The organism is Streptomyces nojiriensis, from assembly GCF_017639205.1.
Taxonomy (GTDB): Bacteria; Actinomycetota; Actinomycetes; order Streptomycetales; family Streptomycetaceae; genus Streptomyces; species Streptomyces nojiriensis.
In genome coordinates this window covers 2,475,092-2,490,193 of sequence record NZ_CP071139.1, presented here as the reverse complement: position 1 = coordinate 2,490,193, position 15,102 = coordinate 2,475,092, and the positions used below count along the sequence as shown (strand labels likewise).

Below are 15,102 nucleotides of genomic sequence, written 5' to 3'. Positions count from 1 at the left end.
CACCTCCGCCGATGTGCCCAACATGCCCGGCCGAAGGCGGGCGCATGCGGGGGCGGACGAGGCGTGCGGGTGGCACATGGCCAGAACTCAGCGCCCCATGCGCCCCGCTGTCACCACCACCCGGGCCAGTTCCTCGTGGCAGATGTCGTTGTGCGCCCCCGACGGGGCGCCGCCGCGCCGCACCACGGAGCCCGCGTCCACACTGACGCAACCGGCCGCGGGCAGCCCCTCGCGCAGCACGGTGTCCAAGCTCAGCCGGGGCGCACCCGGGACGGCCTGGACCCCGTCGTGCCCGATGGCGCCCCACCGCTCGTCGAAACCCAGCAGCCCGGCCGAATCGCCCGCCATCCGGGAGGCCAGCGGGTAGAAGACCCTGAGGGCCGCGTCATGCGGGGAATGGCAGGCGACCACCGGTCCGTCGACCCGGCGCTGGAGCCCGCGCAGGGCGCCGCCGTTGCCCTTGTCGTGCGGCAGCCGGTCGGCGAACGCGTAGTGGGAGAAGGCCCCCTGGAGCAGGGTCACGGATTTCACGTACCGGGCCCGGTCCGGTACCGCGCGCAGGGAGAAGGAGACGACGCGCGCCCCGAAGCTGTGTCCGATCAGGTGGAACCGCAGGGCGGGGCGGGCGGCCGCCAGCTGGGCCAGCACGGGGCCGAGGCCGCGTTCGCCGACCACCCCCGCCCGCTTCTTCATCTTGTAGTACGTCGCCTGGCGCAGCAGTTCCTTGGCTCCGTCCCACAGACCGTGCAGCCCGCCGCCGACGGTGAGACCCGGACCGTGAGGGTCAGCCGCGCCCGCCGGGTCTCCCGCGCCCGGCACCCCCGCCCTCGCCAAGGCGACGGAAAGGGCCCCGCACACCTCCAGCACGTCTTCCGTGAAGATCGCGGGCACCGACGGCACGACCGCCGCGGGCACCGCGTCCACCCCCGCCAACTCGCGCACCAGGGCGCCGAACTCGATGAAGGCGGCCGCCGAGTCCGGCCGCTCCTCGAGCAGTTCCGCCACCCGGTCCAGCTCCGCCCGCCGTTCCGGCCAGAACTCGCCGAGCGCCCGGCGGGTGAGCGGGTCCAGCGCGCTGCCGGAGCCCGGTTCCGCGAGGACGCCCGGCGCCTCGAAGTCCGGTATCGGCTCGTCGGAGAACTGCATCGCGGGCCATACGACACCCACGTACCCCAGGCGCACCCCCGATCCCACCAGTTCCTGGAAGGGCGCGAAGAACCGGTCGTAGAGCCGCGTCGCCGTGGACCGGTCGCTGTTCCAGCCGTGCGCGAAGACCAGCAGGTCGGTCGCCTCCATCCGGGACACCGTCCCCTGCGTGACCCGGTCCACGTCCCCTTCGGAGTCGAAGGTCAGCTCCGCGTACGGCCGGACCCCGATCCCGGCCCCGATCCCGGCCCCTATCCCGGCCCCGATCCCGATCCCGAACCCGCCACCCACGTCCGCCATGACGTCCCCCTTCACGCCGTGCCTCCGCTGCAGTCAGCATCCTGCTGCGGGGCCCGCCCGGCCAGCCCCCCGACGCGGTCGGATCACGGGTACAGCAGGTACTCCTCGCGCACCGCCCCGAAGCGCGCCAGCCCCGCCGCCCAGTCACCCGCGACCTCGTCCACGTCCGCCCCGGCGTCCACCAGCGTCCGCACCCGGTCCGAGCCGGTCAGCCGGTCGATCCAGTGGTCCGCGCGCCAGCCGAAGCCGCTCCACACCCGCCGCGCCGTGATCAGCAGTCCGATCCCGGCCCGTACCGGGTCGAAGGCCTCCCGGTCGTGCACGATCAGCCGGACCCCGCCGCACACCTTCCCCACGTGCTTGGAGAAGGTCGGTGTGAAGTACGCCTCCCGGAACCACACCCCGGGCAGCCCCAGCGCGTTCGCCGCCTCCGCCCACCGCCGGTCGAGCCCCTCCGCACCGACCACCTCGAAGGGCGTGGTCGTCCCGCGGCCCTCGGAGAGGTTCGTCCCCTCGAACAGGCACGTACCGGCGTACGCGAGGGCCGTGTCCGGGGTCGGCATGTTCGGGCTCGGCGGCACCCAGGGCAGCCCGGTCTCCCCGAAGAACGACTCCCGCCGCCACCCGGACATCGGCACCGTCCGCAGCCCGACCGGGCGGTCCGTCAGGAACTCGCCGTTGAAGAGCCGGGCCAGTTCGGCCGCCGTCATCCCGTGCGCCAGGGCGATCGGCTCCCGGCCGACGAAGCTCGCGTACGGCCGCTCCAGCACGGGCCCCGCGGCCCGCCGGCCGCCCACCGGGTTGGGCCGGTCCAGCACCACCACCGCCTTGCCGGCGAGCGCGGCCGCGCGCATGCAGTCGTAGAGGGTCCAGATGTAGGTGTAGAAGCGCGCCCCGACGTCCTGGATGTCGAAGACGACGGTGTCGATCCCGGCCGCCGTGAACACGTCCGCGAGCTTCTGCCCGCTCTTGTCGTACGTGTCGTACACCGGCAGCCCGGTCGCCGGATCCCGGGAGGCCCCTTCCGAGCCGCCCGCCTGAGCCGTGCCGCGGAAGCCGTGCTCGGGGCCGAACACCGCCACCAGGTCGACCCGCTCGTCCGCGTGCAGTACGTCGACCAGGTGCCGGGCGTCGGCGGTGATCCCGGTGGGGTTGGTGACCACCCCGACCTTCTGCCCGGCCAGCGCGGCGTACCCGTCGGCGGCGAGCCGCTCGAATCCGGTACGCACCCGGCCGACCGCCGCCCCGACCGGCGCCGTGGCCCCGACCGGCGCCGTGGCCCCGGCGGCCCCGGTCGCCCCGGCGGATTCGCGTGGCCCCGCTCCCAGGGCGCCCGCCGATCCGATGGCCCCCGCCAGCCCCAGCACCCCGCGTCGCGACAGCGTCATCCGGCCACGCTAGGGGTCGTGCCCCTTTCCCACCGACATACCGACCGGTTAGTCTGCCCGCGAATCCGGCATCCGGCCGCACGAGAGGTGGACCCCGTGAGCGCGTACCAGGACCAGCGAGTCGTCGTCACCGGCGCGGGCGGCGGCATCGGCGCCGCCCTCGCGCACCGCTTCGCGGCCGAGGGTGCCACGGTGGTGGTCAACGACCTCGATCCGGCCAAGGCCGCCTCGGTCGCGGCCGCGATCGGAGCCCGGGCGATCCCGGTGCCGGGCGACGCCTCGGCGATCGTGGCCGAGGCCCGCGAGGCCCTCGGCGGCACGGTCGACGTCTACTGCGCCAACGCCGGGCTCGCCTCGGGCGGCGACGCCTTCGCCGACGAAGCCGTCTGGGAGGCGGCCTGGGACACCAACGTCATGGCCCACGTCCGCGCCGCCAGACTGCTGCTGCCGGACTGGCTGGAGCGGGAGAGCGGCCGCTTCGTGTCCACCGTCTCGGCCGCCGGGCTCCTGACCATGATCGGAGCGGCCCCGTACAGTGTCACCAAGCACGGTGCGCTCGCCTTCGCCGAATGGCTCTCGCTGACCTACCGCCACCGCGGGGTCCAGGTCCACGCCATCTGCCCGCAAGGGGTGCGCACCGACATGCTGACCGCCGCGGGCTCGGCGGGCGAACTCGTGCTCGCGCCGACCGCGATCGAGCCGGAAGCGGTCGTGGACGCACTGTTCGACGGCATGGAGAAGGGCCGGTTCTTGATCCTCCCGCACCCCGAGGTCGCCGACTTCTACGCCGCCCGCGCCACCGAGCCGGACCGCTGGCTGAGCGGCATGAACCACCTCCAGCAGAAATGGGAGACCCGGTGATCCCCGCCCATTCCGCCGCCGGCGCCTCCCGGTACGCCGCCAAGCCGTGGCTCGGGCTGCTCGCCGCGGTCCAGCGCGAGCCCGTCGCACCGCCGCCCACCGTGCTGCACGCCTTCCGCGAGGCGGTCGCCCGGGCCCCCGGACGCACCGCCCTGGCCTACTTCGACGGCCGGATCGGGTACGCGGAGGCCGACGAGCTCTCCGACTCCGTCGCCGGCCACCTCGCGGCGCGCGGCATCCGGCGCGGGGACCGGGTCGCCGTCATGCTGCAGAACACCCCGCACTTCGTGCTCGCCGTCCTCGCGGCATGGAAGGCCGGGGCCGTCGTCGTCCCGCTCAACCCCATGTACAAATCCGGCGAGGTCGGGCACATCCTCCGCGACTCCGGGGCCGCCGCGCTCGTCTGCGACGGCGGTGCGTGGACGGCGTACGTGGGCGAGGCCGCGCGGGACAGCGCCGTACGGACCGTGCTGACCGCATCGGACCGGGACTTCCAGACCCGCGACGACCCGCGCGTCTTCGGCCCGGCGGGCCCGGTCGGCCCGGCGGGCCCGGCGCCGGACCGGGCCGCGGCCCCCGCCCGGCCGTTCGTGCCCGCCCAGGCGGACGCGCCGGACGCGGTGCCCGGCCGGCAGCATCCGGCCGCCCCGGACACCGCCGATCCCACCGCCGCAGACCTCCTCACCGTGGCCCGCGGCGGGCGGCCCGCGCCGGAGGACCCGTACCTCACCGCCGCCGACACCGCCCTGATCAGCTACACCTCCGGTACCAGCGGCACCCCCAAGGGCGCGATGAACCCGCACGGCGCCCTCACCTACAACGCCGTCCGGCAGGTGACCTCCCACCCCCTCCCCGAAGGCGCCACCTACTTCGCCCTCGCGCCCCTCTTCCACATCACCGGCATGGTCTGCGAGCTCGCCGCCTGCCTGGCCAACGCGGGCACCCTGGTCCTCACCCACCGCTTCGACGCCGGCGCCGTCCTCGACGCCTTCCTCGAACACCGCCCCGCCTACACCGTCGGCCCGGCCACCGCCTTCATGGCCCTCGCCGCCCACCCCGAGGCCACCCCGGACCACTTCGCCTCGTTCCGGGTGATCTCCTCCGGGGGCGCCCCGCTCCCGCCCGCGCTCGTCGAGCGCCTGCGCACCGCCTTCGGCTTCTACCTCCGCAACGGCTACGGCCTCACCGAGTGCACCGCCCCGTGCGCCAGCGTGCCCGTGCACCTCGAAGCCCCCGTGGACCCCGCCTCCGGGACCCTCTCCGTGGGCCTTCCGGGCGCCGACACCGTGGTCCGCATCCTCGACGAGCAGGGCGCCGAGGTCCCCTTCGGCGAGACCGGCGAGATCGCCGTCCGCGGCCCGCAGGTCGTGCCCGGCTACTGGGGACTGCCGGCGGAGTCCGCCCAGGCCTTCCCGGACGGCGAGCTGCGCACCGGCGACGTCGGTTTCATGGACCCCGACGGCTGGCTCTACGTCGTCGACCGCAAGAAGGACATGATCAACGCCTCCGGCTTCAAGGTCTGGCCGAGGGAGGTCGAGGACGTGCTCTACACCCACCCCGCCGTCCGCGAGGCCGCCGTCGTCGGCGTCCCCGACGCGTACCGCGGGGAGAGCGTGAAGGCGTACGTGAGCCTGCGTCCCGGCACCTCGGTGGAGCCGGCGGAGCTCGCCGCCTACTGCGCCGAGCGCATCGCCGCGTACAAATACCCGCGCCAGGTCGAGATCCTGCCTGTCCTTCCGAAGACGACCAGTGGCAAGATCCTGCGACGGGAACTGCGCGATCGCGGCTGAAAACAGTCGGACGGTCGTACAGCTGGTCGCAGTGACCAGGCAGGAACGAGGAAGGGAAGGTCAGCGCCATGGCGGCACGGACCACGGAACCCGCAGGCACGCACGAGGCCCCGGTACCGCAGCGGCTGCTGGCCGTCGCCACCCGGCTGTTCGCCGAGCGCGGCTACGACCGCACCTCGGTCCAGGAGATCGTCGAGGCGGCCGGTGTCACGAAGGGCGCGCTCTACCACTACTTCGGATCCAAGGACGACCTGCTGCACGAGGTGTACGCGCGGATGCTGCGGCTCCAGCAGCAGCGCCTGGACGCGGTGGCCGATTCCGACGCGCCCGTCGAGGAGCGGCTGCGCACCGCGGCCGCCGACGTGGTCGTCACGACCATCGAGAACCTCGACGACGCGATGATCTTCTTCCGGTCGATGCACCAGCTCAGCCCGGAGAAGTCCAAGCAGGTGAGGGCGGAGCGCCGGCGCTACCACGAGCGCTTCCGGGCGCTGGTCGAGGAGGGCCAGCGCACGGGCGTGTTCTCCAGCGCCACCCCCGCCGACCTGGTGGTGGACTACCACTTCGGCTCCGTCCACCACCTGTCCACCTGGTACCGCGCGGACGGCCCGCTCACGCCGCAGCAGGTCGCCGATCACCTCGCCGACCTGCTGCTGCGCGCGCTGCGCCCATAGGCCCCTCGGGGCGTCGGGACGCTAGGCAGCCACCACTACGGGGCGACCTTCAGCAGCTTGTTCGCCGTGCCCGCCGACGGGTTGGTGATCGCCCCGGACGTGGCCGCCCCCGTCAGTGCCGCGGCCGCCTGCGCCGGAGTCGCGGACGGGTGCCCTGCCAGGTAGACCGCCGCGGCGCCGGCCGCGTGCGGGGCCGCCATGGACGTGCCGGAGATGGTCTTCGTCCCCGTGTCGCTGTCGTTCCAGGTGGACGTGATGTCCGAGCCCGGCGCGTACAGGTCCACCACGGAGCCGAAGTTCGAGAACGAGGACTGCTGGTCGTCGATCGTGCTCGACGCCACCGTGATCGCCTCCTTGACCCGGGACGGCGAGCCCTGGCCGGCGTCGGCCGACTCGTTGCCGGCCGCCACGGTGAAGGTGACGCCCGCGGCGACGGCCCGGCGCACCGCCTCGTCGAGGGCCTCGTCGGCGCCGCCGCCCAGGCTCATGTTGGCCACCGAGGGCCCCGAATGGTTCTTCGTGACCCAGTCGATCCCGGCGACGACCTGCTCGGTGGTGCCGGAGCCGTTGTCGTCCAGCACCCGCACCGCGACCACCTTCGCCTTCTTGGCGACGCCGTGCGAGGTCCCCGCGATGGTGCCGGCCACGTGCGTGCCGTGGCCGTTGCCGTCGTCGGCGCTGTCGTCGTTGTCCACCGCGTCGAACCCGGACGTCGCACGGCCGCCGAAGTCCTTGTGGGTGGTGCGCACGCCGGTGTCGATGACGTACGCCGTCACGCCCTCACCGCCGCCGTCCGGGTAGGTGTACTTCTTGTCGCCCGCCTGCGCGGTCTGGTCGATCCGGTCCAGCCCCCATGACGGCGGGTTGGTCTGGGTGGCGTTGATGGTGAACTTCTTGTTCTGCACGACCTTGCCGACGGCCGGGTCCGCGGCGAGCCGCTTCGCCTCGGTCTCGCTCAGGCCCGAGGCCGAGAAACCGTTGACCCCGGAGCCGTAGGAGCGCTTCAGCTCGCCGCCGTACTTGCGGGCGAGCTGTTCCTTGTTCGCGGATGCGTCGAGTATGACGACGTAACTTCCGCTGATCGCGCCGGGTGCGCCGAGCCCGTACACCGTGCCTTCGGCCGGTGTCGCCGCTCCCGCGAGAGGGGTGGCGAGCAGGGCGGCGGCGGCCGCTGTGGCCGCTCCGGTGCCGACTGCCGCGTACCGGAAACCGCGCGAGCGCTTATGGGTTGCCATCTGGAGGGTTCTCCTCGTGTTGACGTTGGGGGCGTCAGACCTTCTGGAGAACCCTGTTCCGATTGACAGGCGCAAATCAAGAACGCCTTGGGGTTACGGGGTTGTTCAACAAGGTTTCTTAAAGGGTCCCCCGCACCGCCTTCATCTCGCACACGAGTTCACGCGAACTCCCGCACGATTCCCACACGTTCACGGACGACCGGCCGCGTAACGCTTCAACTCCCGCCGCGCCAAGGACCGCTGGTGTACTTCGTCCGGTCCGTCGGCCAGCCGCAGGGTCCGTGCCGCCGCCCACAGTTCGGCCAGCGGGAAGTCCTGACTCACCCCGCCCGCACCGTGCAGCTGCACCGCGTCGTCCAGGATCCGCACCACCGCCCGCGGGGTCGCGATCTTGATGGCCTGGATCTCGGTGTGCGCGCCCCGGTTGCCGACCGTGTCCATCAGCCAGGCCGTCTTCAGCACCAGCAGCCGCAGCTGCTCCACCGTCACCCGGGCATCGGCGATCCAGTTCTGTACGACGCCCTGGGCGGCCAGCGGCTTGCCGAAGGCGGTACGTTCCACCGCGCGCCGGCACATCAGCCCGATGGCCCGCTCCGCCATCCCGATCAGCCGCATGCAGTGGTGGATGCGGCCCGGGCCGAGCCGGGCCTGGGCGATGGCGAAGCCGGTGCCCTCCTCGCCGATCAGGTTCGACGCCGGGACCCGGGCCCCGTCGAAGACCACCTCGGCGTGGCCGCCGTGGTCGTGGTCCTCGTACCCGTACACCGTCATCGCCCGGCGCACCTCGACCCCCGGGGTGTCGCGCGGCACCAGGACCATCGACTGCTGGCGGCGCGGATCGGCGCCCTCCGGGTCCGTCTTGCCCATCACGATGAAGATCCCGCAGTTCGGGTTCATCGCCCCGGAGATGAACCACTTGCGACCGGTCACCACGTACTCGTCACCGTCGCGCTCGATGCGGGTCTCGATGTTCGTCGCGTCCGAGGAGGCCACCTCGGGCTCGGTCATCGCGAAGGCGGAGCGGATCTCCCCGGCCAGCAGGGGATCCAGCCAGCGCTTCTTCTGCTCCTCGTTCCCGAACTGGGCGAGCAGCTCCATGTTCCCGGTGTCCGGCGCCGCGCAGTTGGTCGCCATCGGCGCCAGGTGCGGGCTGCGGCCGGTGATCTCGGCGAGCGGCGCGTACTGGAGGTTGGTCAGCCCCGCGCCGTGCTCCGCGTCCGGCAGGAAGAGGTTCCACAGGCCCTGGCGGCGCGCCTCGGCCTTCAGTTCACCGAAGACGGCCGGGGTGTCCCAGGGCGAGGCCAGCCGTGCGCGCTGCTCGGCGGCGACGGGCTCCGCCGGGTAGACGTACTCCTCCATGAACGCGAGCAGCCGCTCGCGGAGTTCCTCGGTCCGGGTGTCGAATGCGAAATCCATGGGTGGGTTCCTCAGCCTTCCTGGCGGTCCTGGCGGTCCTGGAGCGTGGTCAGTCCGTGCTCGATGAAGACCGGGACCAGCTCGCCGATCCGGTCGAAGCCCGCCCCGACGGTCTGTCCCAGCGTGTAGCGGTAGTGGATGCCCTCGAGGATCACGGCGAGCTTGAACCAGGCGAAGGCCGTGTACCAGGCGATCGCCCCGGTGTCCCGCCCCGAGCGGGCGGCGTACCGCTCGACGAGCTCGGCCGGCGTCGGATGGCCCGGCGCCCCGCTCGTCGTACTGACCGGCGATCCGGTCAGGCCCAGGTCCGAGCTGTACATCACCAGCAGCCCGAGGTCGGTCAGCGGATCCCCGAGCGTGGACATCTCCCAGTCCAGCACCGCCCGGACGGTGTCGGTGCCGGACGGGGTTCCGCCGATGAGGACGTTGTCGAGCCGGAAGTCGCCGTGCACCACGGTCGGGGCGGGGGAGACGGGCAGCCTCCGGCCCAGCGCGCCGTGCAGCTCGTCGATCCCCGCGAGCTCCCGGCCCCGGGAGGCCGCGAGCTGCTTGCCCCAGCGGCGCAGCTGCCGGTCCAGGAATCCCTCGGGCCGGCCGAAGTCGCCCAGGCCCACCGCTACCGGGTCCACCGCGTGCAGGTCGACCAGGGTGTCCACCAGGCCCAGTACCGCCCGCCGGGTCCGCTCCGGGCCGATCGCCGCGAGCTGCTCGGCCGTCCGGTACGGCACCCCGTCCACGAACTCCATGACGTAGAACGGCGCCCCGAGCACGGCCTCGTCCTCGCACAGGAGCAGCGGCTCGGGCACCGGCACGGCCGTGCCGTGCAGCGCCTCGATGACCCGGTGCTCGCGCCGCATGTCGTGCGCGGTGGCCAGGACGTGGCCCAGTGGCGGCCGGCGGACCACCCAGCGGGCGGTCCCGTCGGTGATCTCGTACGTGAGATTCGACCGGCCGCCCTCGATGAGCCGGCCGCGCAGCGCTCCGGCCACGAGTCCCGGCCGGGCCCGGTCGAGATGACCGCGCAGCCGCTCCAGGTCCAGGCCGCGCGGGTCGGCCGGGGCTGAGGTCATGGTGCGCACCTCCGTGCGAGTCGACGAGGGGAAGAGCGGCGGTGCGTCGGAGCACCGTCGCGAGCCATCATGCCGACCAGTCGGTATGTCGTCCAGGGGCCGGGCGGAAAGAAAACTCTCCGCCCGGCGATATCCGGTGTTGTCAGGCGTGGCAGAGGATCGGTGTTCCGCCGTTCATCACGGTCATGTCCGTCAGGACCGCCAGGATGTCCAGCGGCGCGCCCTCCGGCCGGCCGTCCAGTTCCGCGTACGCCCGGTGCACGTTCGCCACCAGCCGCTCGCTCTCCCGCCAGGAGCCGAACTCGCCGAGATCGGCCTGCTGGGCCACCTCCAGCGGGGACAGCCCCTTGGCCCGCCCCTCCCGGGCGAGCTCGGCCACGTACCGCAGATAGCGCTCGGTGGAGTCGTAGGCCGAGGGGTCGGTGAGGGGGCCGTGGCCCGGTACGACGGTCTCGGCGTCCAGCGAGCGCAGCAGCTCCAGCGCCCGCAGCGAGCCCGCGAGGGAGCCCATCGCGAGGAACGGCGTCCCCCCGGCGAAGACCAGGTCGCCGGTGAACACCACCCGCTGCCCGGGCAGCCACACGACCGAGTCCCCGGTGGTGTGCGCGACGCCCGGGTGGACGACCCGCACCTCCGTCGCCCCGACGTGCAGGGTCGCCCGGTCGCTGTAGGTGAGGTCGGGCGGCACGATGTCGACCGCGCCGAAGTCCGTGGCGGGCCAGATCAGCTCCAGCTGGTGCCCGGCCGCGAGCTGCTCGGACCGTGCGTTGTCATGCCCGAGGATCAGCGCCTCGGGGGCGAACACGCCGTTCCCGTACGTGTGGTCGCCGTGGTGGTGGGTGTTGACCACGGTGCGGGGGAGCGGCACCCCGGCCGCCACGATCGCGGCGCGCAGGGCCAGGGCCCGCCGCTCGGTGGCGGCGGTGTCCACGAGCAGGGTCCGGTCCCCGTCGGTCACGAACCCGGCGTTGTTGAGGCACCAGCCGCCGTCCGGCTGGACGTAGGCGTACACCCCCGGTGCCGGCTGGACGAGGTACGGCTCTTCGACGGACATCTGCGCTCTCCCCGGGTCGCTTTGACGAACGGTCGGCATCCTGCCAGCCGTCGCCGCGCGGGGGGAGGGCGGGTACCGGAGTCCGGTCGGCCGTACCCGTCAGTGGTCGTCGTAGTGTCCGTCGTGCTCCGCGTGCCGGTGTCCGTCGTGCAGGTAGTCCACGTGATCGCCGTGCCGGACCGTCTCGTGCCCGCAGTCCGCCCCGTGCGCGTGCGCGTGGCCGTCGTGCGTGGTGTGCCCGCTGGGCTCGCACTCGTCCCAGTGCCCCGAGTGCTCCCGGTGCAGGTGGCCGTCGTGGGCGTAGTCGACGTGGTCGCCGTGCGAGACCGCCTGGTGCCCGCAGTCCGCGCCGTGCGTGTGCTGGTGCGTGGGGTGTTCGTGGTGCAGGGTCGTCATGGCGCCGAGGTTAGTGTGGATTGCCGGACATCGCCCGTTGTGTCGCAATGGTGCGGCAAAGTGCGATCATCACACCGGCCGACGGCTCAGAGGATCACCGCCATCGCGAAAGCCGCCAGCGCCACCGTGCACGCCACCACCGCCAGGGCCGCCCGCGGCGCGAGGTCCTGCGGGCGGTCGGCGGCCAGCGTCCGGATCCGCCGGTGGGCCACCCCCAGGAACGCCAGCCAGATCAGCGCGATGGCCGCCACCCCGGCCAGCTCCACCGGCGCGCCCGTCCCGCGCAAGGCCTGCCGCAGCGCCAGCACCGCCACCACCGAGGAGGCCAGGGTCGTACGCCGCCACGCGAGCCGGGTCCGCTCGGGCTGCAGCCCGGCATCGCGGTCCGTGCCCGAGCCGCTCACCGCCCCGACGTCCAGCCCAGCAGCACGACCACCACCATCGTCACCGCCACCAGCCCGACGCCCAGGCTCAGCAGCACCGGGAAGCGCGACAGCGGCAGGTCCTCGCCCAGCCGCATCGCCCGCTCGCACCGCACCCAGTGGTTCACCGCCCGCAGCGCGCAGGCCGCGCCCACCGCGAGCAGCGTGAAGGCCATCCCGACCCGCACCCCCCAGCGCAGGTCCGGCAGGAACTGGTCGACGGCGAAACCGCCGCCCACCAGCGCCAGCGAGGTCCGGATCCAGGCGAGGAAGGTCCGTTCGTTGGCCAGCGAGAAGCGGTAGTCCGGGGTCTCGCCCTCGTCCCTCAGCCGCGAGGGTGCGAACCAGAGGCGCACGTCCTTGACGAAGTCGATCACCCGATCAATCTACAAGCGGGATTCCGGATGTGCGCGCAGCCGCCGGTACGCCTCCAGCCCGTCCGGCACCCAGGCCCACTCCCCGCCGTCCACCCGCCGGTCCAGCTCCTCCCGGGTGAGGTACGCGTGCCAGTCGACCTCCGAGGCCTGCGGGTCCACGGGCAGCTCGCACCGCACCTCGTGCACGTACGACCACCAGGCCCCGCCCGGACCCTCGTAGAGGAACTTGAACAGCGGCGTCGGCTGCGCCAGCCCCCGCACCCCGAGCTCCTCCTCGGCCTCGCGCAGCGCGGCCTGCGCATAGCTCTCGCCGGTGCCCAGCACCCCGCCCACGAACATGTCGTAGTACGCGGGGAAGACCAGCTTCGAGGCGGTCCGCCGGTGTACGAAGATCCGCCCCTCCGCGTCCCTGGCCTGCACGAACACACAACGGTGGAGCAGCCCCCGGGCGTACACCTCGCCCCGCGGGGCCTGTCCGACGACCCGGTCGTCCCGGTCCACCACGTCCAGTACTTCGTCAGCGGCACTCATACAGGTCATCCAATCACCGCTGTTGACTGGTTACCGCTCCGTAGCCAAGGATCTGCCCCACCACCGACGGAGGACGGGTATCCGCATGACGTACGACGCAGACGTGATCGTGATCGGGGCGGGGCTCGCGGGGCTCGTGGCCACCGCCGAGCTCGTCGACGCGGGCCGCAAGGTCATCCTGCTCGACCAGGAGCCGGAGCGGTCCATCGGCGGCCAGGCGCACTGGTCCTTCGGCGGGCTGTTCTTCGTGGACTCGCCCGAACAGCGCCGGATGCGGATCAAGGACAGTCACGCGCTCGCCCTCCAGGACTGGCTGGGCACCGCCGGATTCGACCGCGAGGAGGACGCCTGGCCGCGCCGCTGGGCCGAGGCCTACGTGGACTTCGCAGCCGGCGAGAAGCGCTCCTGGCTGCACGCCCAGGGCGTCCGCTTCTTCCCGGTGGTCGGCTGGGCGGAGCGCGGCGGCTATGACGCGAACGGCCACGGGAACTCCGTACCCCGCTTCCACATCACCTGGGGCACCGGTCCCGGCCTGGTGGAGCCCTTCGAGCGGCGGGTGCGGGCCGGCGTGGCCCGCGGCCTGGTCCGGTTCGCGTTCCGCCACCGGGTCACCGGCCTCTCCGCCACGGCCGGCGCGGTGGACACCGTCACGGGTGAGATCCTGGAACCCTCCGACGCCGGACGCGGCACCGCCAGCAGCCGCGAGGCCACCGGCACCTTCACCCTGCGGGCCCAGGCTGTGATCGTCACCAGCGGTGGCATCGGCGGCAACCACGACCTCGTCCGCGCGCAGTGGCCCGCCCGGCTCGGCACGCCGCCGCAGCGGATGCTCTCCGGGGTTCCGGCGCACGTCGACGGTCTGATGCTCGGCATCGCGGAGCGGGCCGGCGCCAGCCACATCAACAAGGACCGGATGTGGCACTACACGGAGGGCATCCAGAACTGGGACCCGATCTGGGCCCGGCACGGCATCCGCATCCTGCCCGGCCCCTCCCCGCTGTGGCTGGACGCGACGGGCAAGCGGCTGCCCGTGCCGCTCTTCCCGGGCTTCGACACCCTCGGCACCCTCGACCACATCATGAAGACCGGCCACGACCACACCTGGTTCGTGCTCAACGAGCGCATCATCGGCAAGGAGTTCGCCCTCTCCGGCTCCGAGCAGAACCCGGACCTGACCGGAAAGTCGGTGCGCGACGTCTTCACCCGCGCGCGCCAGGCCGTACCCGCCCCGGTCCGGGCCTTCATGGACAACGGCGCCGACTTCGTCGTCGAGCGCGACCTGTCCGCCCTGGTCCGAGGGATGAACGCGGTCACCAAGGAGGACCTCCTCGACGAGGCGACCGTCCGGGGCGAGATCGTGGCCCGCGACCGGGAGATCGCCAACCCCTTCACCAAGGACCTCCAGGTCACCGCCATCCACGGCGCCCGCAGATACCTCGGAGACAAGCTGATCCGCACGGCCGCCCCGCACCGGATCCTGGACCCCAAGGCCGGGCCGCTGATCGCCGTACGGCTGTCGATCCTGACCCGCAAGTCCCTGGGCGGCCTGGAGACCGACCTCTCCTCGCGCGTCCTGACCCCGTCCGGCGAACCGCTGCCGGGCGTCTACGCGGCGGGCGAGGCGGCCGGATTCGGCGGTGGCGGGGTGCACGGGTACCGGGCCCTGGAGGGCACCTTCCTCGGCGGGTGCATCTTCTCGGGCCGGGCGGCGGGCCGCGCCGCGGCCCGGGCCGTCGGCTGACGTCACCCGGCTGTGCGGCCCGACGGGCGGGGAAGGTCAGACCAGCCGTTCGGTGATCCGGACCCGCTCCGCGATGACGAGGGTGTCGTCGTCGACCGTGAACCCCGGGTCACCGATCGCTCCGCGTACCGGCTCGCTGTGCCAGAACTCCTCGTGCGCCGTACGCCATTCGGCCACCGACGTGTACCCCTCGCCCTCGTCGAGCGCGTGCCGCAGCCCGACGTCCCCCAGTCGCAGTACGTCCACCGCGGTCACCTCCACCACCGCCACCCCGCGCTCCGCGGAATCCACCAGCAGGGACCGGGCGCCGGGCTGCGGCAAGGGCTCGTCCTCGGCCTCGTACTCCGCGAGCAGGCCGGTGGTGCTGGTCTTCGCCCCGCTCAGCACGGCCGCGACCAGCTGGTCGCGCAGGGGACCGGGGAACCCCAGCAGATACGGGGGAAGATCGTCGCAGGTGGTCATGCGGCCACCCTACGAGATGGCGCGGACGCCACGGATCCGGCCCGTCCGTCCCAACTCACACCACCGGAAGAGCAGTTGAAACCCGCCACGGGGTGGACCAGACCTTGACGCGGAGCTGGGCGTACCGCTTTGCTGTGCGTGATCACCGGCGCGCTCACCGTCGCGATCCCCCGACCCACCCGGCCGAACCCTCGCGTGCGCCTCGCGCGGGACACCGGCCGCCGCACCCCCGTCCGCCC

15 protein-coding genes are annotated in these 15,102 nt (G+C 72.9%); 4 read left to right on the top strand and 11 right to left on the bottom strand.

What is annotated here, in order from left to right; genetic code table 11:
- Positions 1–87: 87 nt before the first annotated feature.
- Together JYK04_RS11665 and JYK04_RS11660 are read right to left on the bottom strand one after the other, a co-directional pair.
- Positions 88–1,446, bottom strand: a complete 1,359-nt coding sequence (locus JYK04_RS11665; RefSeq protein ID WP_229875713.1) for a serine-threonine protein kinase — start codon at positions 1,444–1,446, stop codon at positions 88–90.
- A gap of 83 nt (positions 1,447–1,529) precedes the next feature.
- Positions 1,530–2,834 (bottom strand): exo-beta-N-acetylmuramidase NamZ family protein, encoded by a 1,305-nt coding sequence (locus JYK04_RS11660; RefSeq protein WP_189739844.1) that lies wholly within the window; start codon positions 2,832–2,834, stop codon positions 1,530–1,532.
- Positions 2,835–2,930: 96 nt separating this feature from the next.
- On the opposite strand from JYK04_RS11660, the gene JYK04_RS11655 reads away from it, so the two are divergent.
- The 3 genes from JYK04_RS11655 (at position 2,931) to JYK04_RS11645 (ending at position 6,159) form a co-directional block, all read left to right on the top strand.
- Positions 2,931–3,695 carry an SDR family oxidoreductase gene (locus JYK04_RS11655; RefSeq protein WP_373297457.1) on the top strand — a complete coding sequence of 255 codons (765 nt, stop codon included), beginning with the start codon at positions 2,931–2,933 and terminating at the stop codon, positions 3,693–3,695.
- Entirely contained in the window at positions 3,680–5,485 is a 1,806-nt protein-coding gene (locus JYK04_RS11650; protein WP_189739850.1) for a class I adenylate-forming enzyme family protein, read from the top strand. Before JYK04_RS11655 ends, JYK04_RS11650 begins: the two co-directional genes overlap by 16 nt.
- A gap of 68 nt (positions 5,486–5,553) precedes the next feature.
- Positions 5,554–6,159: a TetR/AcrR family transcriptional regulator gene (locus JYK04_RS11645; protein ID WP_030010409.1), complete on the top strand. Its 606-nt coding sequence runs from the start codon at positions 5,554–5,556 to the stop codon at positions 6,157–6,159.
- 35 nt (positions 6,160–6,194) lie between these two features.
- Here the strand turns inward: JYK04_RS11645 and JYK04_RS11640 are convergent, their stop codons facing one another.
- The 8 genes from JYK04_RS11640 to JYK04_RS11605 all read right to left on the bottom strand — a co-directional run bounded on the left by JYK04_RS11640 (position 6,195) and on the right by JYK04_RS11605 (position 12,660).
- Entirely contained in the window at positions 6,195–7,394 is a 1,200-nt protein-coding gene (locus JYK04_RS11640; RefSeq protein ID WP_189739853.1) for a S8 family peptidase, read from the bottom strand.
- Between the two features lie 189 nt (positions 7,395–7,583).
- Entirely contained in the window at positions 7,584–8,810 is a 1,227-nt protein-coding gene (locus JYK04_RS11635; protein WP_189739856.1) for an acyl-CoA dehydrogenase family protein, read from the bottom strand.
- Between the two features lie 11 nt (positions 8,811–8,821).
- A complete protein-coding gene (locus JYK04_RS11630; protein ID WP_189739859.1) occupies positions 8,822–9,880 on the bottom strand; it encodes a phosphotransferase family protein in 1,059 nt (352 codons plus the stop codon).
- Between the two features lie 142 nt (positions 9,881–10,022).
- Positions 10,023–10,934 (bottom strand): MBL fold metallo-hydrolase, encoded by a 912-nt coding sequence (locus tag JYK04_RS11625; RefSeq protein WP_189739862.1) that lies wholly within the window; start codon positions 10,932–10,934, stop codon positions 10,023–10,025.
- Between the two features lie 99 nt (positions 10,935–11,033).
- Positions 11,034–11,330: a hypothetical protein gene (locus tag JYK04_RS11620; RefSeq protein ID WP_030010404.1), complete on the bottom strand. Its 297-nt coding sequence runs from the start codon at positions 11,328–11,330 to the stop codon at positions 11,034–11,036.
- Between the two features lie 86 nt (positions 11,331–11,416).
- Positions 11,417–11,734: a DUF202 domain-containing protein gene (locus tag JYK04_RS11615; RefSeq protein WP_189739865.1), complete on the bottom strand. Its 318-nt coding sequence runs from the start codon at positions 11,732–11,734 to the stop codon at positions 11,417–11,419.
- Complete coding sequence (locus JYK04_RS11610; RefSeq protein ID WP_189739868.1) at positions 11,731–12,129, bottom strand: YidH family protein; 399 nt, start codon at positions 12,127–12,129, stop codon at positions 11,731–11,733. Before JYK04_RS11610 ends, JYK04_RS11615 begins: the two co-directional genes overlap by 4 nt.
- A gap of 9 nt (positions 12,130–12,138) precedes the next feature.
- Entirely contained in the window at positions 12,139–12,660 is a 522-nt protein-coding gene (locus JYK04_RS11605; RefSeq protein ID WP_189739871.1) for an NUDIX hydrolase, read from the bottom strand.
- A gap of 85 nt (positions 12,661–12,745) precedes the next feature.
- Here JYK04_RS11605 and JYK04_RS11600 point away from each other — a divergent pair, with 85 nt between their 5' ends.
- The gene (locus JYK04_RS11600; RefSeq protein WP_189739874.1) at positions 12,746–14,401 is read left to right on the top strand and encodes an FAD-binding dehydrogenase; all 1,656 of its coding nucleotides are present in this window, start codon (positions 12,746–12,748) and stop codon (positions 14,399–14,401) included.
- A 36-nt stretch (positions 14,402–14,437) separates the two neighbouring features.
- On the opposite strand, the gene JYK04_RS11595 is transcribed toward JYK04_RS11600, so the two are convergent.
- On the bottom strand, positions 14,438–14,863 hold the full coding sequence (locus JYK04_RS11595; RefSeq protein WP_189739877.1) for an ASCH domain-containing protein: 426 nt from the start codon (positions 14,861–14,863) through the stop codon (positions 14,438–14,440).
- Between the last annotated feature and the right edge of the window lie 239 nt (positions 14,864–15,102).

What these genes read in the sequence shown, in the direction of transcription:
- JYK04_RS11665 (WP_229875713.1), bottom strand. Translation starts at nt 1,446, where the DNA reads ATGGCGGACGTGGGTGGCGGGTTCGGGATCGGGATCGGGGCCGGGATA.
- JYK04_RS11660 (WP_189739844.1), bottom strand. Translation starts at nt 2,834, where the DNA reads ATGACGCTGTCGCGACGCGGGGTGCTGGGGCTGGCGGGGGCCATCGGA.
- JYK04_RS11650 (WP_189739850.1), top strand. Translation starts at nt 3,680, where the DNA reads ATGGGAGACCCGGTGATCCCCGCCCATTCCGCCGCCGGCGCCTCCCGG.
- JYK04_RS11645 (WP_030010409.1), top strand. Translation starts at nt 5,554, where the DNA reads ATGGCGGCACGGACCACGGAACCCGCAGGCACGCACGAGGCCCCGGTA.
- JYK04_RS11640 (WP_189739853.1), bottom strand. Translation starts at nt 7,394, where the DNA reads ATGGCAACCCATAAGCGCTCGCGCGGTTTCCGGTACGCGGCAGTCGGC.
- JYK04_RS11635 (WP_189739856.1), bottom strand. Translation starts at nt 8,810, where the DNA reads ATGGATTTCGCATTCGACACCCGGACCGAGGAACTCCGCGAGCGGCTG.
- JYK04_RS11630 (WP_189739859.1), bottom strand. Translation starts at nt 9,880, where the DNA reads ATGACCTCAGCCCCGGCCGACCCGCGCGGCCTGGACCTGGAGCGGCTG.
- JYK04_RS11625 (WP_189739862.1), bottom strand. Translation starts at nt 10,934, where the DNA reads ATGTCCGTCGAAGAGCCGTACCTCGTCCAGCCGGCACCGGGGGTGTAC.
- JYK04_RS11620 (WP_030010404.1), bottom strand. Translation starts at nt 11,330, where the DNA reads ATGACGACCCTGCACCACGAACACCCCACGCACCAGCACACGCACGGC.
- JYK04_RS11605 (WP_189739871.1), bottom strand. Translation starts at nt 12,660, where the DNA reads ATGAGTGCCGCTGACGAAGTACTGGACGTGGTGGACCGGGACGACCGG.
- JYK04_RS11600 (WP_189739874.1), top strand. Translation starts at nt 12,746, where the DNA reads ATGACGTACGACGCAGACGTGATCGTGATCGGGGCGGGGCTCGCGGGG.
- JYK04_RS11595 (WP_189739877.1), bottom strand. Translation starts at nt 14,863, where the DNA reads ATGACCACCTGCGACGATCTTCCCCCGTATCTGCTGGGGTTCCCCGGT.